This is a genomic window from Alkalihalobacillus sp. R86527, from assembly GCF_042466185.1.
In the GTDB taxonomy this organism is placed as follows: domain Bacteria; phylum Bacillota; class Bacilli; order Bacillales; family Guptibacillaceae; genus Guptibacillus.
This window is the reverse complement of record NZ_JAXHBW010000001.1, coordinates 816,055-839,942: the sequence shown is the minus strand read 5'-3', so window position 1 is coordinate 839,942 and position 23,888 is coordinate 816,055. Positions and strand designations below refer to the sequence as shown.

General features: G+C 39.2%; 26 protein-coding genes and 1 riboswitch. Of the genes, 13 read left to right on the top strand and 13 right to left on the bottom strand.

Going from position 1 to position 23,888, the window contains the following annotated elements; translation table 11 throughout:
* Positions 1-15: 15 nt before the first annotated feature.
* The 4 genes from SJY16_RS04265 to SJY16_RS04250 all read right to left on the bottom strand — a co-directional run bounded on the left by SJY16_RS04265 (position 16) and on the right by SJY16_RS04250 (position 4,816).
* Positions 16-2,406, bottom strand: a complete 2,391-nt coding sequence (locus SJY16_RS04265) for a 3-hydroxyacyl-CoA dehydrogenase/enoyl-CoA hydratase family protein (protein WP_377887844.1) — start codon at positions 2,404-2,406, stop codon at positions 16-18.
* 190 nt (positions 2,407-2,596) lie between these two features.
* On the bottom strand, positions 2,597-3,511 hold the full coding sequence (locus SJY16_RS04260; RefSeq protein WP_377887843.1) for a proline dehydrogenase family protein: 915 nt from the start codon (positions 3,509-3,511) through the stop codon (positions 2,597-2,599).
* 654 nt (positions 3,512-4,165) lie between these two features.
* The gene (locus SJY16_RS04255) at positions 4,166-4,426 is read right to left on the bottom strand and encodes a DUF2573 family protein (protein WP_377887842.1); all 261 of its coding nucleotides are present in this window, start codon (positions 4,424-4,426) and stop codon (positions 4,166-4,168) included.
* 54 nt (positions 4,427-4,480) lie between these two features.
* On the bottom strand, positions 4,481-4,816 hold the full coding sequence (locus tag SJY16_RS04250) for a hypothetical protein (protein ID WP_377887841.1): 336 nt from the start codon (positions 4,814-4,816) through the stop codon (positions 4,481-4,483).
* Positions 4,817-5,158: 342 nt separating this feature from the next.
* Between SJY16_RS04250 and SJY16_RS04245 the strand changes: the two genes are divergently transcribed.
* From SJY16_RS04245 to SJY16_RS04215, 7 genes are all read left to right on the top strand, one after another.
* Positions 5,159-5,338, top strand: coding sequence for a hypothetical protein (locus SJY16_RS04245; RefSeq protein WP_377887839.1), 180 nt, complete (start codon positions 5,159-5,161; stop codon positions 5,336-5,338).
* A 75-nt stretch (positions 5,339-5,413) separates the two neighbouring features.
* A complete protein-coding gene (gene trhA / locus SJY16_RS04240) occupies positions 5,414-6,055 on the top strand; it encodes a PAQR family membrane homeostasis protein TrhA (protein ID WP_377887838.1) in 642 nt (213 codons plus the stop codon).
* 113 nt (positions 6,056-6,168) lie between these two features.
* Positions 6,169-7,032, top strand: coding sequence for an ATP-binding cassette domain-containing protein (locus tag SJY16_RS04235; protein WP_377887837.1), 864 nt, complete (start codon positions 6,169-6,171; stop codon positions 7,030-7,032).
* Complete coding sequence (locus SJY16_RS04230) at positions 7,029-9,263, top strand: ABC transporter permease (protein ID WP_377887836.1); 2,235 nt, start codon at positions 7,029-7,031, stop codon at positions 9,261-9,263. Before SJY16_RS04235 ends, SJY16_RS04230 begins: the two co-directional genes overlap by 4 nt.
* Positions 9,264-9,276: 13 nt before the next feature.
* Positions 9,277-9,843: an RNA polymerase sigma factor gene (locus SJY16_RS04225; RefSeq protein WP_377887835.1), complete on the top strand. Its 567-nt coding sequence runs from the start codon at positions 9,277-9,279 to the stop codon at positions 9,841-9,843.
* On the top strand, positions 9,824-10,618 hold the full coding sequence (locus SJY16_RS04220; RefSeq protein ID WP_377887834.1) for a hypothetical protein: 795 nt from the start codon (positions 9,824-9,826) through the stop codon (positions 10,616-10,618). Before SJY16_RS04225 ends, SJY16_RS04220 begins: the two co-directional genes overlap by 20 nt.
* A gap of 9 nt (positions 10,619-10,627) precedes the next feature.
* The gene (locus tag SJY16_RS04215; RefSeq protein WP_377887833.1) at positions 10,628-11,470 is read left to right on the top strand and encodes an ABC transporter ATP-binding protein; all 843 of its coding nucleotides are present in this window, start codon (positions 10,628-10,630) and stop codon (positions 11,468-11,470) included.
* A 131-nt stretch (positions 11,471-11,601) separates the two neighbouring features.
* On the opposite strand, the gene SJY16_RS04210 is transcribed toward SJY16_RS04215, so the two are convergent.
* Positions 11,602-12,585, bottom strand: coding sequence for a S8 family peptidase (locus tag SJY16_RS04210; protein ID WP_377887832.1), 984 nt, complete (start codon positions 12,583-12,585; stop codon positions 11,602-11,604).
* Between the two features lie 544 nt (positions 12,586-13,129).
* Between SJY16_RS04210 and SJY16_RS04205 the strand changes: the two genes are divergently transcribed.
* Positions 13,130-13,816, top strand: coding sequence for a TerC family protein (locus SJY16_RS04205; RefSeq protein ID WP_377887831.1), 687 nt, complete (start codon positions 13,130-13,132; stop codon positions 13,814-13,816).
* A gap of 36 nt (positions 13,817-13,852) precedes the next feature.
* On the opposite strand, the gene SJY16_RS04200 is transcribed toward SJY16_RS04205, so the two are convergent.
* A complete protein-coding gene (locus tag SJY16_RS04200) occupies positions 13,853-14,608 on the bottom strand; it encodes a GNAT family N-acetyltransferase (RefSeq protein ID WP_377887830.1) in 756 nt (251 codons plus the stop codon).
* A gap of 10 nt (positions 14,609-14,618) precedes the next feature.
* On the bottom strand, positions 14,619-14,819 hold the full coding sequence (locus SJY16_RS04195; protein WP_377887829.1) for a hypothetical protein: 201 nt from the start codon (positions 14,817-14,819) through the stop codon (positions 14,619-14,621).
* A 153-nt stretch (positions 14,820-14,972) separates the two neighbouring features.
* Between SJY16_RS04195 and SJY16_RS04190 the strand changes: the two genes are divergently transcribed.
* Together SJY16_RS04190 and SJY16_RS04185 are read left to right on the top strand one after the other, a co-directional pair.
* On the top strand, positions 14,973-15,131 hold the full coding sequence (locus SJY16_RS04190) for a Fur-regulated basic protein FbpA (RefSeq protein WP_377887828.1): 159 nt from the start codon (positions 14,973-14,975) through the stop codon (positions 15,129-15,131).
* Positions 15,132-15,277: 146 nt separating this feature from the next.
* Complete coding sequence (locus SJY16_RS04185; RefSeq protein ID WP_224879346.1) at positions 15,278-15,550, top strand: HU family DNA-binding protein; 273 nt, start codon at positions 15,278-15,280, stop codon at positions 15,548-15,550.
* 134 nt (positions 15,551-15,684) lie between these two features.
* On the opposite strand, the gene SJY16_RS04180 is transcribed toward SJY16_RS04185, so the two are convergent.
* On the bottom strand, positions 15,685-16,326 hold the full coding sequence (locus tag SJY16_RS04180) for an MOSC domain-containing protein (protein ID WP_377887827.1): 642 nt from the start codon (positions 16,324-16,326) through the stop codon (positions 15,685-15,687).
* A gap of 96 nt (positions 16,327-16,422) precedes the next feature.
* Positions 16,423-16,542: an FbpB family small basic protein gene (locus SJY16_RS04175; RefSeq protein WP_318246487.1), complete on the bottom strand. Its 120-nt coding sequence runs from the start codon at positions 16,540-16,542 to the stop codon at positions 16,423-16,425.
* A gap of 226 nt (positions 16,543-16,768) precedes the next feature.
* Between SJY16_RS04175 and SJY16_RS04170 the strand changes: the two genes are divergently transcribed.
* On the top strand, positions 16,769-17,221 hold the full coding sequence (locus SJY16_RS04170) for an NUDIX hydrolase (protein ID WP_377892054.1): 453 nt from the start codon (positions 16,769-16,771) through the stop codon (positions 17,219-17,221).
* A 41-nt stretch (positions 17,222-17,262) separates the two neighbouring features.
* On the opposite strand, the gene SJY16_RS04165 is transcribed toward SJY16_RS04170, so the two are convergent.
* Entirely contained in the window at positions 17,263-17,982 is a 720-nt protein-coding gene (locus SJY16_RS04165; protein ID WP_377887826.1) for a YebC/PmpR family DNA-binding transcriptional regulator, read from the bottom strand.
* Between the two features lie 221 nt (positions 17,983-18,203).
* Between SJY16_RS04165 and SJY16_RS04160 the strand changes: the two genes are divergently transcribed.
* The gene (locus tag SJY16_RS04160; RefSeq protein WP_377887825.1) at positions 18,204-19,265 is read left to right on the top strand and encodes a DmpA family aminopeptidase; all 1,062 of its coding nucleotides are present in this window, start codon (positions 18,204-18,206) and stop codon (positions 19,263-19,265) included.
* Positions 19,266-19,304: 39 nt separating this feature from the next.
* On the opposite strand, the gene SJY16_RS04155 is transcribed toward SJY16_RS04160, so the two are convergent.
* Together SJY16_RS04155 and SJY16_RS04150 are read right to left on the bottom strand one after the other, a co-directional pair.
* A complete protein-coding gene (locus tag SJY16_RS04155) occupies positions 19,305-20,342 on the bottom strand; it encodes a ribonucleotide-diphosphate reductase subunit beta (protein WP_377887823.1) in 1,038 nt (345 codons plus the stop codon).
* Positions 20,343-20,358: 16 nt separating this feature from the next.
* The gene (locus SJY16_RS04150; RefSeq protein ID WP_377887822.1) at positions 20,359-22,584 is read right to left on the bottom strand and encodes a ribonucleoside-diphosphate reductase subunit alpha; all 2,226 of its coding nucleotides are present in this window, start codon (positions 22,582-22,584) and stop codon (positions 20,359-20,361) included.
* A 131-nt stretch (positions 22,585-22,715) separates the two neighbouring features.
* Positions 22,716-22,892, bottom strand: a riboswitch (cobalamin riboswitch).
* A 224-nt stretch (positions 22,893-23,116) separates the two neighbouring features.
* Here SJY16_RS04150 and SJY16_RS04145 point away from each other — a divergent pair.
* Entirely contained in the window at positions 23,117-23,245 is a 129-nt protein-coding gene (locus tag SJY16_RS04145; protein ID WP_377887821.1) for a hypothetical protein, read from the top strand.
* 38 nt (positions 23,246-23,283) lie between these two features.
* Here the strand turns inward: SJY16_RS04145 and SJY16_RS04140 are convergent, their stop codons facing one another.
* Positions 23,284-23,814 (bottom strand): hypothetical protein, encoded by a 531-nt coding sequence (locus tag SJY16_RS04140; RefSeq protein WP_377887820.1) that lies wholly within the window; start codon positions 23,812-23,814, stop codon positions 23,284-23,286.
* Between the last annotated feature and the right edge of the window lie 74 nt (positions 23,815-23,888).

Here is a 23,888-nt window from a genome sequence, read left to right as displayed (position 1 = left end):
TTCCCTCCTCCAAAACTAGTTACGTAGGGGCTTTCCTTTCATCAACATGTGCTGCATTCTTGCTTGTGTTTTCGGTTCACCTAATAGACTTAAGAATGCTTCACGTTCAATATCAAGAAGGTACTGTTCATCCACAAGCGTTCCTTCTTTCACTTTACCGCCAGCGATTACATGTGCGAGTTTATTCGCTATCTTCAAATCGTGCTCTGAAATATAGCCACTCCACTGCATTGTTTTCGCTCCCATTAACATCGCGGCATACCCTGCTTCACCTGAAACTGGTATCTTCTTTGAAACAGGCGGCTGATATCCTTGTTCAGCTAGGAAGAGAACTTTTTTCTTTGCATCATGGAGAACATGATCAGCATTTACACTGATGCCATCTTTATCTCTGATGTATCCCATTTCCGAAGCCTCATGTGCTGAAGTTGACACTTTTGCCATCGCAATGGTTTCGAATACATCTGCAGAAACATCGATCAAGTTTGGTTTTCCGCCAGCCTGCTCAAGCTTTCTGAGATAAAGCTCTTTGTTTCCGCCTCCGCCCGGGATTAGTCCAACTCCTACTTCAACTAAACCAAGATAGGTTTCAAATGATGCCTGGATCGCGGCAGCAGGCATCACAACCTCCGCCCCTCCACCTAGTGTCATTTGAAATGGTGCAGCCACAACAGGTTTCTTGGAATAACGGATGCGTCCCATCGATTGTTGGAACTTCCTTGCGATTAATTCGATTTCAAAAAAGTTATCATCTTGTGCTTCCATCAACATATATGCGACGTTTGCCCCAACACAGAAATTCCTTCCTTGGTTTCCAATGACAAGACCTTCAAAGTTCTTCTCAGTCTCATCGACCGCTTCATTGATCATTTGGAGTATATCCATTCCGATCGCGTTGTTAGGAGAATGGAATTCAAGTCCAGCAACTCCGTCTCCAAGGTCTAAAAGAGTAGCACCAGTGTTCTTCTTAATCACACGGTTTTGGTCCTTTAACCCTTTAAGATGAATAATCTTCTTACTTTCCTCAACTTCCTTGTATTCTCCGTTATGGAAGAAGAAGTTCTTGCCGCCTTCTCGCTTATAAAACGTTGTATTGCCGCTTGCGATCATCTCTTCGATCCAAGCTGGTATGGTTTCACCTTGTTCTTTCATTCTAGCCACTGACTTTTCAAGTCCAAGAGCGTCCCATGTTTCGAATGGACCCATCTCCCAGCCAAAGCCCCACTTCATTGCCTTGTCGATCGCCTGAATATCGTCTGCAATTTCGTAAGCTTTTTCAGCAGAATAGAGCAAAACTGGTTTTAAAATATTCCAAACCAATTCTCCAGCGCGGTCTTCTGCATAAGCAACCGCTTTCAATTTGTCACTTTGTGATTTTGCTTGTTTACTAGCTTCAACGGAACCAGTTCTAAGCTTCTTTCTTGGTTCATATTCAAGTGTTTCAGGATTTAACTCTAGAATTTCGCTTCCTTTTTCACCTTTTTTCTTGAGGAAGAATCCTTGACCTGCCTTCGAACCAATCCACCCTTTATGATTCATTTTTTCCATGAAGTCTGGGGTTCTGAACACTTCTTTTTCATCACCTGATACCTGGTCATACACATTTTTTGCTACGTGAATAAATGTATCTAACCCGACGACATCTAGTGTTCGAAACGTTGCACTTTTCGGACGCCCGATCAGTGGACCAGTAACTGAATCCACCTCACCAACTGAAAATCCTCTATTGAGCATTTCTCTCACAGTAACTAGTAGGCCATATGTGCCAATACGGTTTGCAATGAAGTTTGGAGTATCTTTGGCTTCTACAACGCCTTTTCCTAACGTCTCTTCTCCAAATATCTTCATATAAGAAAGAACAGCAGAATCTGTATCTTTCGTCGGGATAACTTCTAATAACTTCAAATACCTTGGAGGATTAAAGAAATGAGTGCCAAGGAAATGCTTTCTAAAGTCATCTGAGCGACCTTCCGCCATAGCTTCTACAGAGATTCCCGAAGTATTTGAACTAATAATTGCTCCTGGACGTCTATATTGTTCTACTTTCTCATATACTTTCTTTTTGATCTCTAAATTCTCAACAACAACCTCAATGATCCAATCCACTTCACTTAATCGCTCCATATCGTCTTCCATGTTCCCTGGTTCGATAAGCTGAATGTTCTCTTTCTTAGAAAGTGGAGCTGGCTTTTGCTTTTTAAGCTTATTGATTGCATCTACCGACAGTCTATTTCGTACCGATCGATGTTCTATGGAAAGCCCTTTAGCTTTTTCTTGCGCGTTTGGTTCTTTCGGCACAACGTCTAGTAAAATACTTGGGATACCAACATTCGCAAGGTGTGCAGCGATACCTGATCCCATTACTCCTGCTCCTAATACGGCAACTTTATGAATGCTGCGTGACATAATGAACCTCCCTATTGAATGAATGCTCATTCATTTTTGTTTCAAAAAAAGAAGCGAATTCACTTTTCAATTCCTCTGTCTTTACTATAATGTATTTTCTGAAATTTAGCAATATAATGTTTTCCATTTTCTTCTCAGTTATTTATCAAAACATTGCGAAAAAAGAAGGCAAAAAAATTTGCCCTCATTTTTACTTCATCATACCTTTAAGCACAAAGGCAACGTTCGCAGGACGTTCAGCAAGACGTCTCATGAAATATCCGTACCAATCCTGTCCATACGGTACATAAACTCTCATTTTATAGCCTTCTTTTAGGAGTTGTTCCTGACGATCTACACAAATTCCAAATAACATCTGAAATTCAAACTGATCGCGACTAATATTATGTTCTTCGGCAAGTTTCTTTGTATAGTCTATAATTTGATCATCGTGAGTAGCAATTGCAGTATAATTTCCATTAAGTAAATGCATTTTTATAATTTTCTTGAAATTAATATCAACATCTCGCTTAGCAGGAAAAGCAACTGTCGGAGCTTCTTTGTATGCCCCTTTTACTAACCTCAGGTTAGGAGATAATTCATTTAGCTTTTCGATATCCTCAGAAACGCGATATAGATAAGCTTGTAAAACAGTTCCGATATTCTCGAATTCTTTCTTTAATTCAGTAAAGATGTTTAGTGTTCTTTCACAACGTTCATAATCTTCCATATCGATCGTTACGAACACGTCGTATTTATCAGCGGCTTTTAGAATCTCGCGCATATTTCTTAGCGTCATATGGTAGTCAATATCAAGCCCCATAGAAGTGAGCTTGAGAGAGAGTTGAGAATCAAGTCCTTCGGCAGCAATGCGTTCAATCGCTTCGATACAGTGCTTTGTCATTCGTGTTGCTTCAGCTTCATTATCAACAAATTCACCAAGATGATCGATTGTTACGGATAACCCCTTGGAATTTAATTGTTTAATTGCATTAACAGAGCTATCAAGAGATGCACCAGCTACAAACTTACCTGCGCCAAATCGCATGCCGTATTTCTTAGCAACTTTTGTCGCGACCTTGTTCTTTCCCATGTGTAAAAAGAAATTACGCATTACTTGTTCCATAATAACCCCTCCATGAAAACGCATTCAAAGCGTGATAAAAAATATATTGTGGTGAAAACAGGCATATTATCTCAAAAATCGCCATATTCTCCCTTTAGTGTTATTCTACCACGAAATCCTATGAATAAGACGTTTTTTGTTAGAAATTCTAGCAAATAATATTTGCTAATTTTTAACTGTTTCTTTAACCATACCCAAGAGGATGGGGTCAAAAAACATATTTTACCTATTATATTGCTAACTCTTTTATTTGGGTACTCAGGGCTGCCATCAAACAAAAAAACTAGGGCAGTTTTCGCCCTAGTTCCTGTTTGTGCTCTCTATTCCTTAAGAGTTTGAATACCGCTTGCTTTTCTAAGTACGAACGTGGGAGTCAAGCGGTATTCACTCCTACTAGATTGTGATAAAACAAAATTCTCCGTCCTATTAAGATCAATTAGTCAAAATACCGTTTCAAATGATATTCCTTTAAGTTGTTTTTAAAAAGGATTTTGATGAAGGGTTGTATAAATCCTTCACACAACAACGTTGATTGGAGCGGAAATCCCTCACTTTCATGGAAGCAAGGGGGGCAAAACCAGCTAAAAGATAAAACAAAAAAACTGTCGAGACTTGCTCGACAGCCTTAAACTAGGTAGTTTATGTCCTAGTGTCTCACTCTTTATCTTGCTGGGATTTGCGATTTTCTTCATTTAATCGTTTAATTTCGGCCACCAGTTCTTTCAACTCATCTTTGGCATCTGGATACATCTGGTTCCAGTGCTTTGCGAGTGGAGGCATCGTTTTCGATAGATGCGTATACATTGCCCATAGTTTCACTTTTTCTTTTAGTTCAGGAGTACTATCCCCAATTAATAGTTCTGTATATTTTTCCATCAATCCATCAACTTGTTCCTGCAAGGTTTCTAGACTCATGCTATCACTCCGATCAATACAGTGTCTCTCGATTATAGCATAGAGCTGGCTTCTTTAATAAGGCGAGACTCGTCCGTTCACCTGAACATCTCTTAGTCTTGCGTAATCTATTCTCTGTTGATTTTCTCGAATAACTTTTACTAATTCATCAATTAATACTGTTTCATCTGTAATGATAAAGAACCTGCAAGAAATCATCGCAAAATCTCCAAAGAATGCTCTACAGCCTTCATATCTCTTCGCATCACGAACGGGTTGATATGGAAATATGAAGTTCCCATTTTGTTCATAAGCAGGATCGAGAGAATGTTCTTCTATTAATTTAATAAGTTCTCTAATTGTGAACTCTCTTCCCTGCTGATTTTGACCCATTTCTACAATTTCAAGCAAAGTACATACCTCCTCTACACACTATTCGAAGCAACCTTCTTTCTTATTAGAGTCCAAAGGACATAAAACGAAATCAATTTATGTAATAAAAAAAACCAGAGATAAACTCTGGCTCTACTATGGGTCACATAAGAGTGAGCTTTACGAAGGGGGGGACCACCACTCACTCTCATCATATACTATGTTGATAAAGTATGATTGGTTGGACAAGTACCACGGTACAAACATGTATTTTTTCAAATCCTACAACATTTTGCACCTGTAATCACATAAGAATAGAATAAAATTCACAGCCTATGGGAGAATGATAATAACATTCTTTACCAAAAGGAGAGGAACAGGATGAATGAACGTAAAAAACTCATCGCGCAAAATAGTGAGGAGTTATTGGCTTCAGTTCGTGAAGAGATCGCTGAAGAATTCTCGATTATGGAAGCGGTGAATGAACAAGTACAGGAAAAAGATTTTTTCACTTACCACCTATTAAAGCAAGCGGAAGAACTGCGAAATAGCAAGAATTAACTACATTGACCTATTTGATGATGGGAGCATATCATGTATACTTCCTATAACTGATAAAAAGGAATGATGCCTTTCATGACTACCCATACATTTACAGTAGGTGAAGAACGAGCAAACTATATTACCCATGGTGTAGGTGCATTAATTAGTCTTGCTGCTCTCGTCATCCTGATTGTATTCGCATCACTTCAAGGCACAGCATGGCACATCGTCAGCTTCACTTTGTTTGGAGCGACTATGCTGCTTCTCTACACAGCTTCTACCTTAGTTCATAGTTTTCCACCAGGTAAAGCAAAAGATTTCTTCGAATTTCTTGATCATTCTGCAATCTATTTCTTTATTGCTGGAACTTATACACCATTTTTGTTTATCGTCATCCAGGGATGGCTCGGTTGGACTTTATTTGGCACAGTCTGGGGACTTGCCATTGCAGGAACAGTTTTCAAAGCTTTCTTTGTTAAGAAGTTCTTGTTCATCTCTACAATTGTTTATGTCGTTATGGGATGGCTAATCGTTCTAGCATGGGGGCCTCTTCTTCAGAACCTACATCCGAACGGCATGATCCTTCTAATCATAGGAGGCTTGCTCTACACGGTCGGAGCTGTCTTTTATGTTTGGAGAGCTTTTAAATATCACCATGCTGTTTGGCACATATTTGTAATGGGCGGAACGATCACTCACTTTTTCTGTGTTTTGTTTTATGTTCTTCCCCTTTAAAGAGCACTTCTGTACGATAATCGTATAGAGGTGTTTTTTTTGTTTGAGCTTGAACAAAACACATCGTTTACTCGTTGTAGATGTAGAATTACATAATAAAAGGATGGAGTCATGTGATCGAGATAACGAATTTATCAAAGCAAATAAAAAGGAATTCGATTTTAGAAAACCTTTCTGTTTCAATCGAAGGTGGAGTGGTCGGACTCATCGGACCAAATGGTGCTGGAAAATCTACTCTTTTAAAAATTCTTTCCACTGTTACTAGACCCTCTTCAGGTGAGGTGAAGATAAACGGTTCTTCTATTCAAAAAGAGACGACAAAAGTCAGAAAACAAATTGGCTATTTGTCTCAACATTTTCAACTTTATCCTCAGCTAACAGGTGCATCGTTCCTTGACTATGTAGGTAATCTAAAGCGCTATACGAATGTTGACCACAAAAAGGAAAAAGCACGTTTACTAAAGGAATTAAACTTAACAGACTACCAACATACCAAAGTCAAAACATATTCAAACGGTATGAGACAAAGACTCGGAATAGCCCAAGCAATGTACGGGAGTCCCCATGTCATTATTTTTGATGAACCTTCTTCTGGTCTAGATCCCGATGAACGATTAAGATTCCGGCAATTGATCGCTAATTCTCCATCTGATCAAACAATCATTTTATCAACACATATCGTAGAAGATATTGAAGCGAGTTGTGATACATTGATTGTCCTAAAAGAAGGTAAGATCATTTTCCATGGATCCCCTGATGAACTACAACGGAAAGGAGAAGGGTTCGTCTGGGAGTTCGAATTGTTTGATGAGCATGCAACTGCTTTGCGAGGGCTTCAAATCACATTCACAAAGCAAATAGAAAACGGGTATTTATTCCGAGCCCTTTCGCCTGTAGCACCTCTTGAAGTTGCAGAAAGCGTTAATCCTACGCTCGAAGAAGGATATATGACCATGATTGAGTGGGACATGAGATGAAGAAATGGTTTATACACTGGAAATTTGAATTATCATTCTTATTTAAGAACTGGTTACTGCTTCCCATGCCCATTTTATTTCTATTGTGGTTAGTTACGAGTATGACCATTGAGAATGTTAGTGGTTCAGATAACCTTTATCTTTCAGCCTATCGAACAACGCATTCTACAATCTTCATTCTAGTAGTCGGATTGAGTATCCTTATTGGTGTGTACCTTATGCGTCGGGATATAGGAAATGACTCATTTGAATGGCATCTCGCCTTACCTGTTTCCAACTTTGTATTTTTATCGACAAAGTTTGTTGCAGGTATGACCTATCTGTCGTTATTCACCATATTGATGGGGATTGTGTTCAGTACACTTTCAGTCATCCAAGGCATACCAGGTGTGGTAACAACGCATGTTCTAAGCTTCTTTGTGGTTCAATATGAAGTTTCATTATTGATCAGTCTATCTCTTGGAATAGTATTGTCAGTAATTATTCGAAATCGATTCGTTTACCTCATAGCCTTTTGCGCATGGGTTTTTGGTACCTTGTTTATGGAAATATATATCCTTAATGGAACAGGAAATTTCTACTTCAAACCTTTTCACTTAACGTACTTATTTATGGATTCGATATTGGCAAATGGAGTATGGGGAATTGAAATCATGAAGGATGAAATAAAGTGGCAAAGACTTTTCGTTCTTTCTTTCTCCTTCATGTTATTAATGGTGACGATGCTAGTGCTAAATAGTAAGCGTCCCAATGAACACGTGAAACTCTGGAAAGTGGTCTGCTCTATTAGTTTGCTTGGAGCGATCTTTGCCTACCTTCCTTATAGTCAATTATGGAATGAACGCTTATCAACTTTTGATAACATGAAAGAGAGCTCTCCAACTTTCGCACTTAGTGAGGACGATCGCTCACCCTATATGTGGTTTCCACCTATAGATCACGAATCTTTCCCAATCAAGGAAAGAGATGTTTACGAGCCTGGCCTTTTTTCGATTACGAACTTTGACATCGATCTTAAACAGACTTCGAATTCTAATCTTGATATAACAGCAAACGTTACTCTTCAACACGAAGAGTTAGAAAGTAAAGATGAATTGCAGTTTACACTTAATCGAACTTTTTCACTTAAAGAAGTAAAAATCGATCAAAAATCAATTTCTTACAAACAGAATGGCGATTTTGTTACTCTCACGCTTCCAAACAATATAAAAGACCCAACTATTCAATTCATATATAGTGGCGTTTATAAATTATGGACACATCGAGTCGGTCAGGAGTATTATCCTGCTTTCTCTTTAAACAACCAGGTGGTCATGCCTTCACATACGGCATGGTACCCTTTACCAGGACATCAGTACTTGATGGATTCCACTGGAGAATCGCGAACTGATGTTGGCTTGCTTCACCCTTCCGAATTCAAGGTGAAGGTGTCAGGAATCGCGAACACCGTTTATGGCTCTGTTAAAAACGTGCAGTCTTCCGGGGAAAATCATACTCTATCGGGAACAACAGCTAGACTCGATCTATTCAGCGGCTTTTTGTCTGAGATTAAATCAAAGCACTACCCTACTACGTTAATAACTGTTCCTTATCGCCGGGAAGATTCCGAGAAATTCATGGAGAAGGTAGACCGACGTCTAACTTATTTTGAAGAATTTTTGGATGATGAGATAGAGCCCGTCCATCATTTATTCTTCTTACCATTGGATCAATTGAGGTGGAGTGGTTACTTTAGACAAAGAGGGTTTATCGATCAAAATTACATCATGAACGAAAATAACATCATAAATCAGCGCGAAACGATAAATAACTTTGTCATCGCAAATTTATTTCATGAAGATAATTTCGTCTCCGGCTATGACAGACCTAAGAACCTTTTAATAACAAGTACGATCAAAGCTTCTTTCAACTATGTTTATGAACTTGAACACGGGAAAGAGGAAGATGCTTTTCAGACACGATCACGCTACGCGAATATCCCAGATCAATATGACAAAAACGATTTCAGTAAGGAACTCATCCAAATTGATAAGCTATTAGATATGATCGAAGACGCAGTGCACGCAGGGAAAGAAGAAAAAGTTAAGGAAGTTCTCAATAGGCTTTACAGTAACCACTGGAGCGACAATAGCTATCCAACCGGGTATGACTTGTATCTCGAGCCTGTCGCTCTCATTAGCTTTGAAGATTGGATGAAAGAATGGAATGACGTAATGAAACCTGAAGAGTGAAAGGAGAAAGGGCATGACGGATGAAGAGTTAGTTGTAGGAATGTCCAAAGGCAATCAGGCTGCTTTCGAAGCATTGATCCATCGGTATCATGCCCCTCTATTGGGCTACTTAGAGCGTATGCTTCGTGACCGAAAAAAAGCAGAGGATGTCGTACAGGACACATTCCTGAAATTGCTAACACAATTGAAAACTAGGAAAATCCCTGAGAAGATTAAGCCCTGGCTATACCAGGTTGCTACGAACCAATGTAGAGACTACTGGAAAAGCTCAAGTTATAAATCTGAGAAACAAGTAATCGATAAACTACCAGATCAACAAAGCGGTGATCCATCAGTTGTAGAATTATTTGAACGCCAAGAATCGAGAAAAGAATTCCTTGAGAAGCTCGATGAACTGTCTAAGAACCAGAAAGAGATTGTGTTTTTAAGATTCTACCAGGAACTGAAGTATCAGGAAATTGCAGAAACCCTTGAAATGCCCTTAGGAACTGTTAAATCAAACCTTTATCACGCATTAAAGAAACTTAAGACATCAATCGGGCGAAAGGAGGAAGTTAGTCATGCGAGATCACATAGATGAATTAGAAGAACTTGAACAAGAAATGAAACAACCACTCAAAACTTATATGGCAACGTCACCACGGTCTGAAGATACACAAAAGCTTATACTCTCCCTTCAAGATTCTTTCGATGACCTAAAGCCAAATGAAATTGAATTTGAGTTCGATACAGAGCCTGAAAAACCGTCTCTTTTCAAACAGTGTTTAAACCAGTTTCGTTCTTATCACTGGCTCTACTGGCTAATAAGTATTGGCATATTCGCGATGTTAACATTGATTACTTCAGGTAGCGTTGATCCAGACAGCTTCTTTCCTTTACTAGTCCCGATCTATTTATTGTTCGGTATTCTTTACAGTTACAAATCCTGGAACAAAGAAATGAGAATGATTGAATCTGTCACACCATTTCCTCCAGCACTTTTATTACTTAGCAAATTACTCGTTGTTCTAGGAGTGAATTTCAGCTTTGCCTTCGCCTCAACCATGGTTATTATCGTGGAGAACCATTATGTTGAGCCAGGCATGTTCTTATTACAATGGATCGCCCCTTTACTATTTCTAACAGGATTACTTGCTTACATTATGTTCCACAAAGGAGTAGTAGCTGGCTTTATCTCTGCATTAGCTGGTTGGGTATTTACCTTTATCGCACTGCCATACTCTTTGCATCAACTGTCTAGCGGTTCACACGTCTCTCAAATTCCTCTAGTTGTTGCATATTTAATCATCTTTGCCACAGGAGGTCTCTTATTATTTTTATCCTATCGCAAAAGTTTACACCTTCAATATATGTGAGGTTATGAAATGATTTCAATTGACCATGTCAAATACAACAGAAAAGGTTTCTCACTAACCATTCCCAATATGCAACTTAATGCTGGAATCACGATTTTAGTTGGTAAGAACGGCGCTGGAAAATCCACCTTCCTCCAACTTCTCGCCACTGCCCTTAAGCCACATCAAGGCAGTATTACTTATGGAAGAAAAACGGTTGGTGAAGCCCTTCCATTTATCCGGAAGCAAATAGGCTTTCTCCCAACAGGTGTAGAACTGTACGAAGAGATGAAAACGAGACAGCTCCTGACTTATATGAGTGAATTAAAAGGCATATCAACCGACAAAGCAGTGAAAACGTCAATCCAAGCAATGAACCTTGAAGAGGTAAAAAAGACCAAAATCAAATCTCTTTCTCAAGGTATGAAACAACGTGTAGGAATTGCTCAAGCACTTTTAAGTACACCTTCCTTCCTCCTTCTTGATGAACCATTAAATTATTTGGACAGTCAAGAAAGAAAAAACGTAGTGTCGCTCCTATCACGTTATGGGAAAAATAAGCTTGTTCTCGTTGCTACTCATGATTTAAATGAGTGGGAAGAAATTGCTGATCACGTCATATGGCTAAGTGAAGGACAGGTACTGTTCGATGGACCACTTACTTTATGGAAAGATAACTCTGTTCGCGTTTGGGAAGGGCAGGTAAAGCAACACGAGATCAGCTCACTTGATTTCAACCGCATCACTTACATGAAGAGGTCGAACGACGAAGTTCTCGTTAAATACATTTCTGAACCAAAGCCTTTTGATACCTTCAAACTCGCTACTACTACCATTGAGGATGCGTACTTTATACGAAAATATAACTCGTGACTATCTTATTGAAACCCTTCTGATCATCAGAAGGGTTTTTGTTTGTAATTAAGAATTCGCCGCATAGCATTTGTTTGAAAAAGAAATACATGAAAAAGGCTGTCGAGAAATCTCGACAGCCAAAAAATATTCTATTCTCTCGAATTCCAAGCCGTAGTATAGATGTTAAACAGCTCTTCAAGTTGGTTTACAAGATTTAGAGCAAGAAGACCGTTTCCTTCTGCGCTATTCCTATATCCGATTGGAACAGTTCGTTTGATAAGCTGAGCATAAATCTCAGGTTCAGTTAGTGTTCGATTAAATTCTTTCTCTGATAAATTCATTAAGAGCGCTAACGCTCCGGAAACATGTGGTGCTGACATAGATGTTCCAGAAAGTACTGCATATTTGTTATCAGGAAAAGTAGATAAAATATCTACACCTGGAGCGATGAGGTCGATTTCATCATTTGTATTGGAAAACGGTGCAAGTGTTCGATTGAAAGAAGCAGCTCCCACTTCGATTACTTCATTATAGGCTCCAGGATAAGCAAATTCCGGGGTATCTGCTTTTGCATCCCCCTCATTTCCTGCCGCACAGACGACCGATATGTTTTGATCGACAGCATCTTTAATCGCTTCATGAAGTTCAGGCAGATCAGATGGACCTCCTAGAGACATCGAAATAACATTAACTCTTTCACCGTTTGCCCCTTCCCAATCGATCGCATAGCGAATTCCACTTATGATGGACTCGTACGTACCGCTTCCTGCACCATCTAGTACTTTAACGATTAAGAGCTTTGCTTCTGGAGCCACTCCTACGATTCCATCTTCTCCCTGTATAGCGGCGACTGTACCAGCCACGTGAGTCCCATGGCCGTTATTATCATCGTAGTTATCTGGATCAGCATTGTAATCTTTAGTAAAGTTCTTCCCACCAATTATTCTAGACTGAAGATTAGGATGATCCATCTGACAACCCGTATCGATAACAGCCACTATTCTGTTCCTGCCACGATCTGATTCCTCCCATATCTCAGGAGCCTGAATCATTTCTACACCATCTGGATAAGCTTCTTTCGCTTTACTTACTACTTCATTTACTTCGAATGGAATTAATTTTATTTCGTTCATAAGTACCCCCTTCACGCTCTGTTAACAGAATTATCTGATAAAAGAGGTCTTCTTGTCCAGTCCCATATGTGCTAATTCTTTCCTTTTTCCAATAAACTGGTGCTACCTTTGTCCTATAAGAGACGAGCTGTTTTTTCATCAAGGCTACTGCGCTCTCTATTTGTAGTTATGCGATTTCTACTTCACTGTTTTGTTTTAATCGGTTTATTCCAGATATCAGAGACTCTACCTTTCCTTTTTACATAAACCTCATAAACTTCTCTATATTTTTACATTACAAAAGTTCACATTGCGCAATACCATAAAGGATTGTATAATAAACTGGTACTGAACAATATAAACTTCAAAGGGGAGTAGCTAGTCACAGTATGGTCGTCATGACGAGAAACGTTTGTTTCTCCGGCCACACTGGCAGTCTATTAGACTGTTAGCGAGACCTTTGCCCGCAATGCCGGACAAAGGACCCTTCTTTCTTATCCTGTCCGTCGTCATGGCAGGATTTTTTTATTTGTTATCACTATTTTTTAATGAGGAAGGTGTATTCATGGATTTATTTTCAGTAGAATTCTTCATGGCTCTGCTTAGCATTGTTATGATCGATATTGTTCTCGCTGGTGACAACGCCGTTCTAATCGGTATGGCTGCTCGGAACTTGCCTGAGAAACAGCAGAAGAAAGTGATATGGTTAGGTGCACTAGGTGCGATCGTCATTCGATCAGTTGCAACACTTCTCGTTGTATGGTTACTAAAAATACCTGGCCTTCTACTTATTGGTGGAGTGGTGTTACTCTGGATTGCTTATAAACTATTGAATGAAGAAGAAGAGGATGAAGATGTAAAGTCAGCTGTGAATTTATGGGCAGCTGTCCGAACGATTATTATCGCTGACGCTGCTATGGGTCTTGATAATGTAATCGCAGTTGCAGGAGCAGCAAATGGGGATTTCCTACTCGTTATTCTCGGACTAATCATTAGTATCCCTATTGTTGTATGGGGGAGTACAATTATCCTGAAACTTATGGAGAAGTATCCTGTCATTATTTATATCGGTGCTGGTGTTCTTGCATGGACAGCATCTAAAATGATCCTACACGAGCCTTTTATAGGGGACTTTATCAACCATAACACGTTCATTGAATGGGCATTTATGATTATTGTAACTGCATTGATACTTCTTGCAGGAAAGCTTAAATCAGCTCAATCGAACCACGAAGTTGCACGTGAACATTAATCGTTAAAGAGCTCTGAAATTATCAGAGCTCTTTTTTTATGCTTTATCATCACATATGTACTGTTTGAAGATTCCATGTTCTTGAAATCCTAGTTTTCTCAATATAGGCTCCGACGTTCCAAATCTAGCCTGTGTTACTGCAAAGCTGCTCCCTTTTTCCTTCGCTTCCAATAGTCTATTCTCAACCATACTTCGGTAAACGCCTTTCCCCCTGTGAGATTGAAGTACCCCAGCTCCTGTCATATAAAGGGCCTCGCCATCATGACTATAACGATAGGAAGAATAACCTATGGGCGTATCCTTTTCAAATGCGAGAATGAACCCTCCTCTACGATCCGGAAGATTTAAATAGCTTATTCTCTCATTAATAGCAGCCTCTAAACTCCTCTCGTCATACCCCCAAATTTCAGCGCTTAACTTTGCGTGAAGACAAGCCTCTTCTTCTGTCATTACGTTCATTATTCGATAACTTACTGGTGTTACGCTTACTTCATCTAGTGTTCTCGCTAATCCAATATACGTATCATGGTGTGCCATGCCATGCTCGACGAGCTTAGATTCGAGATGTGTGTTTCCATTTACCCACCAAGAAAATGGTCGCTCCTCAAAATAGTCAAAAACCGTTGCAATGTTCTCAACAGGCTGCTTGTACCGAACCACTCTATTGGCATGGACACTAGTAGAACGTAAGTTTTTTATCATAATTAGGTCTTCTTTTTGAACAAATTGAATACATTCAGGTACAAACGATGGTTCATAATCCCATTGAAGTGCCTCAACCTTCTCTATCATTGTTCTTCACCTACTTTTTCAACATCCTATCATGTTTCGTTTCAATATCTTCAGGTTTAAGCCCAGTTGTTGCTGAAGCCTCCATCTGCAGATTACGATTACAGTTTTCACATGTGAATGAAGATGATTTATTGATTAATAGTTTACGGTATTGGGGATGGCCTGGTTTTATCTCATATTCCTTTTTGCAAAGTAAGCACGTTTTGATCATCAGATCTCCTCCTTTTACCAATTACCTTATGTATTCGTCATCACACCTATCATGAACCTGTATATTGTCTAAATTGTCACATTCAAATTTTGATTAGAATACATTAATCAAGGACATACTGGGAAAAAAAAGAACCATTAAGGAGGTGTACTCTTGGAAGCGAATCAGCTAAGAAAAGCAATTGAACAACGAAAGCATTATTACATTTCAAAGCTGGTTGAAGCAGGTGCATACTCCACTACTGATCAACATCTTTACCAATGCACACTGACAGACCTTGAAAAAGAGTACAAACAACTCTCAAATTACTAATCTGAAGAGGTTCTGACTGAATCTCTTTTTTTCTTTGTTAACCAATCTACAAATAATTAAGAAAAAACATGTATAGATTAAGGATTTAATGGCGAAGCTTTAAACATAGATAGATAACCTAGCAAAGTTAGAAAGGATGATTTACTATGAATAAAGCAGAACTACTACACACTGTGGCAGAGAAAGCTGAACTGTCGAAAAAGGATACTGCAAGAGTGATAGACACGTTGATGGATACGATTGCTGAGGCACTTGCTAAAGGTGAGAAGGTTCAACTCGTTGGTTTTGGTAACTTTGAAGTAAGAGAGCGTTCCGCTCGCAAGGGTCGCAACCCTCAAACTGGAGAAGAAATTTTCATTCAAGCTTCTAAAACACCTGCTTTCAAACCAGGTAAAGCACTAAAAGAAAAAGTCGTTTAACGCATAAAGCTGGAATCATTCGATTCCAGTTTTTCTTTTGCGGTAACGATAAGCATACTTTGTTACTTTTATTATCGAATAGCAAAAAAAATAATAAGCGCGCTTCAGGTTATCGAGAAAGTTTGAAGCGCGCCTTAGAGCGCACTTAATTGTTTACTAAGCTTGTTATACCAATCCTCTGAAAGCTCTTTCGCTAACATTGCTTGTTCAAGCCCAGTACGGTCCTGTCTGTCGTGGTAAGTTAAACGATTGACCATCGCTACAGTTACATTATGATCTGGCCTATGGTCTACATTTATTTCTTCACCAGTCGTTACATAACCTTCTTGAAGGACTCGTAAATAATACCCGCTAAATCCAACTTCAGTTACTTGCTTTGCCATATCTTCTACACCAAATTTACTTGCAAGCTTATAGCAAGGCTTTCTAGGTAAACTAACCTGCACTAGAACTTCTCCTATACGGTAGACATCACCTATTCTCACTTCGTTTTCATCTAGCCCAGATACGGTGAAATTCTCGCCAAATGCTCCAGGAGACAGTTTTCGGTCCAATTTCTCTTCCCAGTATGGATAATGCTCATAAGGATAGACACATATCGCTTTCTCAGGACCACCGTGATGAACGCGATCAGCTTGTCCATCCCCTTCTACCTGAACAGTGGAAACATACACTGGTTCATAGGTAGACGTCTTTATTATTCCAGATTCCATCATTTTTCCTTGATATTGCATGTCAACTGGCATTCCAACATTTACGCTTAAAAGGTTTTTCACTGCCCTAGCCCCCTTCTGCTTTAATCGTAGCATAATCTTCCATATCGCAGCTGTCGGGAAATGAAAAAGCAGCCCTTTCTAAAGGACTGCTCTTTCCTATGAATGCTTATCATCTAGGCGCTTTTCTATTTCTGCTAACTCCTTTTCATTCTTTAGAAGTTCTGCTTTATTTTGCTCAACAAGCTGTTTAAAAGTTAATTTTTTATGCTTTTTCACAATAACCCACCAACTTTCTTGTCTGTATGCTAACGATTATACATCAACATAACGAAAGGTAAGTTTACTAATTGTTAAAATTTTATGAAAATTAACACATAATTAAGTTTATTCGCCTTATTTTGGATTATTACCTTGTTCTCTTTCCGAAATATGGCTAGAGCAACCTTCATCACAAACATTTTCCTTTATAATTGTAATAGATCACTTCGAAGGAGTTTTGATGATGGGATATATAGAAGAGTTAAGAAGCCTGGTTGGAAAACGACCACTAATACTTGTCGGATCAGTCGTGATTATTTGTAATAAAGAGGGCTCGCTCCTTCTACAACAGAGAAATGAAAAGAAAGAACGGTGGGGCTTACCTGGTGGGTTGATGGAGCCTGGGGAGTCTACAGAAGAAACTGCTATCCGAGAAGCATTTGAGGAAACAGGCTTAATTGTAGAATCACTTACTCTTTTTCAAATGTATTCAGGACAGGAATTCTTCACCATAGCAGATAACGGTGATATGTTTTACTCCGTTACAGCTGCTTATTATTCTCAAAATTACACAGGAGAACTGACAGCCAATAAGGAAGAAAGTCTGTCCTATCAGTTTTTTGAAGCTACTAGTCTACCGGAGAATATGGTAGGTAGCCATCGAAAAATGATTTTGGATTACATGAAATCCTTTTAAAAAGAACAGCCCGACGAGTCGTCGGGCTGTTCTTTATTTCCTTACTCACCTAAATTCACATTGTGGTATACCTGCTGAACATCTTCAAGATCTTCAAGCACATCGACTAGCTTTTCGAATTGTTCCTGAGATTCTTCTGTAAGTTCAACTTCATTTTGAGCAAGCATCGTAAGCTCTGCAACAGTGAAGTCTGTGATTCCTTCATTTTTTAATGCTTCTTGTACGACATGGAACTGATCAGGTTCAGCATAGATGATTACAGCGTCTTCTTCTTCTAATAAATCTCTCACGTCAATATCTGCTTCCATTAATAGTTCAAGCAGTTCATCCGCTGTTCTTCCTTCAATACCAAATACGGCAGTTTGATCAAACATATATGCGACAGATCCAGTCACACCCATATTACCACCGTTTTTACCAAATGCAGCTCTCACATCTGAAGCTGTGCGGTTCACATTGTTTGTTAACGTATCGACGATCAACATTGAACCATTCGGTCCAAACCCTTCATAACGAAGGTTGTCATAGTTTTCTTCTGATCCACCTTTTGCTTTCTCAATCGCACGGTCAATGATCGCTTTTGGTACATTGTACGTCTTTGCCCGTTCGAGTACCAACCGAAGGGCCTGATTCGCTACAGGGTCTGGCTCGCCTTGTTTAGCTGCAACATATATTTCACGACCGAATTTCGCATAAATCCTACTAGTATTTGCATCTTTTGAAGCCTTTTTCTCTTTGATATTATTCCATTTTCGTCCCATTTCGTTCCACTCTCTTTCAACTTAATCTTATTATCTATTATTAAAAGCATATGAACTATCACCGATAGAAATTTACAATTCCTTCATTAATTATAGCACATTCAACGAACTAGATAGGTGGATCAAGACGGCCAGTTGTCGATCACTTCTCCATAGACGACCTGATCATATTTTCCTTTCACAACATTAAGAGTATGATGAAATAAGAAAGGTGGGGTAAGATGCAGAAACTAAGATTAAGAGATTATGGTATATCCATTGGAGAATTAAAGGCAGGTCCCCTCAATTCCATAACTGATGTTCGAGGAGTTACTGTTGGACATGTCACTCTTAGTAACGGCGACATGCAAACAGGCGTAACAGCGATCCTACCTCATCAAGGAAACACATTCAGAGAAAAATGCATTGCATCAAATCATGTAATTAATGGTTTCGGAAAATCATTGGGGACGATTCAAATGAGCGAACTTGGAACATTGGAAACCCCAATCCTTTTAACAAATACACTCAGCATAGGAACAGTTTCGGATGGACTATTCGATTATATGCTTGAACAATGCCCCGAAATCGGCAAATCTACGGGAACAGTCAATCCGATCGTTGGTGAGTGCAATGATATGTTTTTGAATAACATTCGCGCGAAATACGTTAAGAAAGAGCACGTCCAGGAGGCAATCACTACCGCTTCGAGTAGTGTGGATGAAGGTACTGTCGGAGCAGGTACAGGGATGCTGTGTTATTCATTAAAAGGTGGTGTAGGCACTTCATCTAGAAAGATGGAGATGACACATGGTACATACACATTAGGTGTTCTGGTCATAACAAACTTTGGTATTTTACGTGATTTACGAATTAAAGGAAGAGCGATTGGTGAAGAGCTTAAAGCTAGTCTTCAAAGTAAATGGGAAGAAAAAGATAAAGGCTCCGTAATGATCATCGTAGCCACAGACCTTCCTGTTTCTGAGCGGCAGTTAAACCGAATCATCAAGCGATCTGTTACAGGCTTATCAAGAACAGGGTCTATCATAACAACAGGCAGTGGTGAAATAATTGTCGGTTTCTCAACAGCTAACAAAGTGCCACATGAGAAGTCGTCAGTGCCTTTGGAGATAAAAACCATTCATGAAGAAGATATTGATCTTCCTTTTCGAGCAGTCGGGGAAGCCACAGAAGAAGCTGTACTCAATTCGTTGACTCAGGCAACACATGTGGTAGGACGAGATGGGAATGAACGTCCAGCACTAAAGGATTTATTGGAGGAGTTCGGCATTCAATTAAAATAAGAAAAGAACCTACCATCACAGTAGGTTCCCTTCTCTCTTCTATAACTCATCAAATCCATTATCATCAGATACCTTCGTATATTGTCTTGATTTCTGTTCAAAGAAATCGCTCTTTCCAGAGTTCACATCAGCATAGGCTTTAATCCAACGCATTGGGTTTTCTCGATAGCCTTCGAAAGGCCTCTCAATTCCGAGCTGATTCACACGTTTATTGGTCATAAATTTAATATAATCGTTGAGCTCATTTTGTGAGATTCCTATAAATCTATTTCCTATGATCTCTTCTCCCCATTTCATCTCTAATTCTGCTGCTTTCTTAAAGGTTTCTGTAATAAAACGATGGTTTTCCTCTGTATTCAGTTGAGGCTGTTCATTGAATAATTCTTTGACGATATTCACAAAAAGGGTGACATGAAGCTGTTCATCACGATTGATATAATTGATCATTGTTGAAGTCGATACCATCTTTTGATTACGCGCTAAGTTATAGAAGAAGGCAAATCCTGCATAGAAAAACAATCCTTCTAAAATGATGTCATAAACAATCGATTCAAAGAACGTTTGAGGAGATGGATTTTCTACAAACCTCTCATAACCTGATGCTATGAATTCATTTCTCTCCAGTAAGATTTCATCATGCTTCCAATACTCGAAAATGCGATCTTGTTCCTGCTTAGACACAAGCGATGAGAGCACATAGCTATAGGATTGGTTATGAATGACTTCTTGGAAAGAAAGAACTTGCATAAGAGCAGATAAACTAGAGTCTGTTAAATAATCTGCTACTTTGCTCGAGTAATCTGTCTGAATCGAATCAAGAAATGCAAGCAGACCTATGATTTTCTTAAACGTTTCCTGTTCTTCCTTAGATAAAGATTCCCACTGCTTTACGTCTTGTGACATGTTAATTTCGAATGGTGTCCAAAAATTACCCAACATGTTCTTATACATTGGATAAGTCCAGCTAAACCTTGTATCATCCCAGTTTAGTACATTGGAACTCTTTCCATTAATAATCCCGCTGGATCGATTAGGTGCTGTACGATCATATATTTTCCTTTTCTGAATCGTATTCATAATCTTCCTCCTAACTTCAGCAGCTTTCGCAATCCTCAATATCTACTGATGTGCTTCTGACGTAGTATGTTGTTTTTAACCCTTTTTTCCATGCTGTCAGGTGAATGTTCAAGAGATCTTTCGCCTTAACTGTATTTTGCACATAGATGTTAAATGAAATCGACTGATCGACATGGCGCTGTCGAGCGGCGTTCTGCTCGATGCTCCATAATTGGTCAATATGGTATGCAGATTTGTAATACCAGGTCGTTTCAGGTGTTAGATCTGGTGCAGTTACCGGAATTTTATAATCTTTCTTCTCCTCAGAGTATTCTTTCCGAAAAATTGGGTCGATCGAGGCAGTAGAACCGGCAATCAAGCTTGTAGAACTATTCGGTGCAACTGCTAATAAGTTTGCATTACGAAGACCACTACTCTGGACTTTTTCTTTGAGTGCTAGCCATTTTTCACAGTGATACCTCCTTCGTTCAAAGTAAGCACCATTCTGCCAATCTGATCCTTCAAACATCGAGTAAGCACCTTTCTCCTGAGCTAACTCCATACTTGCTTCTATCGTTAAAAAATTGATCGTTTCATATAATTCATCTGCATATTGAACAGCTTCGTCCGACTCCCAAACTAATTTGTTTTTGGCAAGAAGATGATGCCACCCAAATGTACCTAGACCAATTCCTCTATATTTCTCATTTGTAAGTTGCGCTTGTGGAACTTCGATTGTGTTGCAGTCGATCACATTATCAAGCATTCGAACTTGAATTGGAATCAACCTTTCAAGCACACCCGCGGGAACAGCTTTACCAAGATTAACACTCGAAAGGTTGCATACCACATAGTCACCAGGTGTTTTTGTGATAACAATCTTTCCGTCCTTTGTTACCTCTTCCTCGACCGTGGTCGCGCTCATATTTTGCATAATTTCAGTACATAAGTTAGAGCTATAGATCATACCCTTATGCTTATTCGGATTCGCTCGGTTTACTGCATCTCTATAGAACATAAATGGAGTGCCAGTTTCTAATTGTGATTTCATGATTCGTTTCATAATATCGATCGCTGGTATGGTTTTACGAGATAACTCCTTGCTATTCACACACTGCGTATATTCCCTTCTGAAATCACCATCTCCTTGTGCTTCATCGTAAGCATCTTCAAGTGAAAAGCCCATCACCTGTCGAACCTCATGAGGATCAAACAAATGCCAGTCATCACGTTGTTCGACAGTCTCCATAAATACATCAGGTATGCAAACTCCCGTGAAAAGGTCGTGCGTCCTCATCCGTTCATCACCGTTATTTAATTTTGCATCAAGAAATTCAATAATATCTCGATGCCAGACATCAAGATATACGGCAACGGCTCCTTGGCGTTGTCCCAGCTGATCAACGCTTACCGCCGTGTTGTTTAATTGCTTCATCCAAGGAAGTACTCCAGAGGAGTTTCCTTTGTACCCTTTAATATCACTTCCTCTCGCTCTAATCTTTCCAAGATAAGCACCGATTCCACCACCGTTTTTGGATACTGTTGCAACATCGGTATTGCTGTCATAAATGCCTCGCAAACTATCATCTACCGTATCGATAAAGCAAGAACTCAGTTGTCCATATGTTTTCCCAGCATTAGCAAGAGTAGGTGTAGCAACTGTCATATAGAGATTCGAAATTGCCCAGTAGGCTTCTTTAACAAGTTCTAATCTATTATTCTCTGGTTCCTTCATCATCAGCAACATCGCAATCACAAGAAAGCGTTCTTGAGGCATTTCCACAATATTATTCTCGTAATCTTTAGTTAAGTAGCGGTCTGCCAGTGTTCTTAAACCAATGTACGTAAAAAGGCTATCTCGTTCTGGCTCAATGATTTCTGTAAGTTGTTCGATTTCCTTTTCACTATAGCTTTTCAAAAGATCAGAGTTGTAGATTCCTTGTTCTGTAAGAGCCTTTAATAAGCGGTGGAATGCCCCCTCACAGTACACCACTTCTTCTCCACGTTTTTGAGTCGCATTCCTATACAGGGAACGAAGATGAAAAGCCGCTGCCACAAAAGTCCAATCTGGTTCTTCAGCTGTTATTCGCTCGAGTGCATGCAAAACCAACATTCGCTCTAAATCTTGATCAGTCTCTTCTCCTGAAACTCCGTTTACTACCTTATTTAAAAATCCTTCACTAGTTAGATAAGAAAAACGTTCCAGAATCCCTTTTGCCTCTTTTATAATTTCATGTTCAGCTAGATCAACCGTATAACTCATAAAACCCTCTCCTTTTAGACAAAATAAAAAGCTCACTCTTCAATGAGTGAGCTTGAGAATATGACAAGGGTGAAATCCAGGAATGGCCTGCATCCTTATTGCCACTTCTCATCCTCAATCCCCGAAGAATAGAAACGATTTGAGTACAGGCAGGTCTACTGGCTACGTGTTTCTTCCTCAGCAAGCCTTCCCGGATCATCATCCAGTGGCATTTGCTTCGTCCACACGACAGTTGCGGGGACAGCTCCGGATTCTAACCGGATTCCCTATTAAGTCGTTATACGACACCGCATACTCAATCATTATTTAATTAATGTTCAACAAATCTATATGTAGTATTATACACGTTGAATAAACACTAAATATCGATACCATTATCTTATCGTACATTCTAAATTCGAACAAGGACAAAAAAGCATTTATTCGTTTTTGGGTATAAAGTCTTTGTTTTGCCTAACACTTTTGTTTCCATTCAGCATATATTGTTTATACCTAAAAATGTTTCCCTAAGGAAAAAGGAGATGAGCTCAACATGAGAAAACAACCACATACATGCCTGAAGAAGCTAGCCGGTTATACACAATTATGCTGTAAAATCGGATTACTTAGTGAAGAGGAAAGCAAGGAAATCATGAACCTTCTATTACAACAACGAATATGAGCATACAAAAAGAGATAGGAAACCCTATCTCTCAGAGATTAGCTTAGTTTTTCAATTAATTGAGTAAGTATTTCGTCTTTCTTTTTCGCTAATTCAATGGCTTCTTCTCGCTTTTCTTTCATTTCACTGAACTTCGCTTTTAGTTCCTCTTTTTCTTCATCAGTGATTTCAGGTCGCTCGCCATCTTTCCATTGTTGTTTTTGCGCCTTCATTTTCTCATGAGCAGTCTTTGCTTCTTCATGAAGTGCATTTAACTGCTTATTAACATTTGTTAACTCACTCTGAAGTTCTTCAACTCCATCAATCGCTGAGGCATTTTTATCGAGCAACACATTAATCAGCTTTTCTTGCTTTTGGAAGATCGTTCCCATCAACTCATGATTCTCTTTCTTGTTTCCCATTCCTTCCTTATGGAAACCTCTTTTATGGTGATGATTTTCAAGCTGTCCTTGCTCAGAACTTACCTCAGCATCCACTAATGCGTCTCCAGATGAGGCATTCGCATTAACTCCGGCTAATCCTCCCGCAATGACTACGGATCCTACAATACCTACCAACCACTTTTTCAATTCATTCAATCTCCCTTCAAATTATTATCCTTACACTCTTCATTATGGACAATAATTGCGGAAGAAATTTCGTG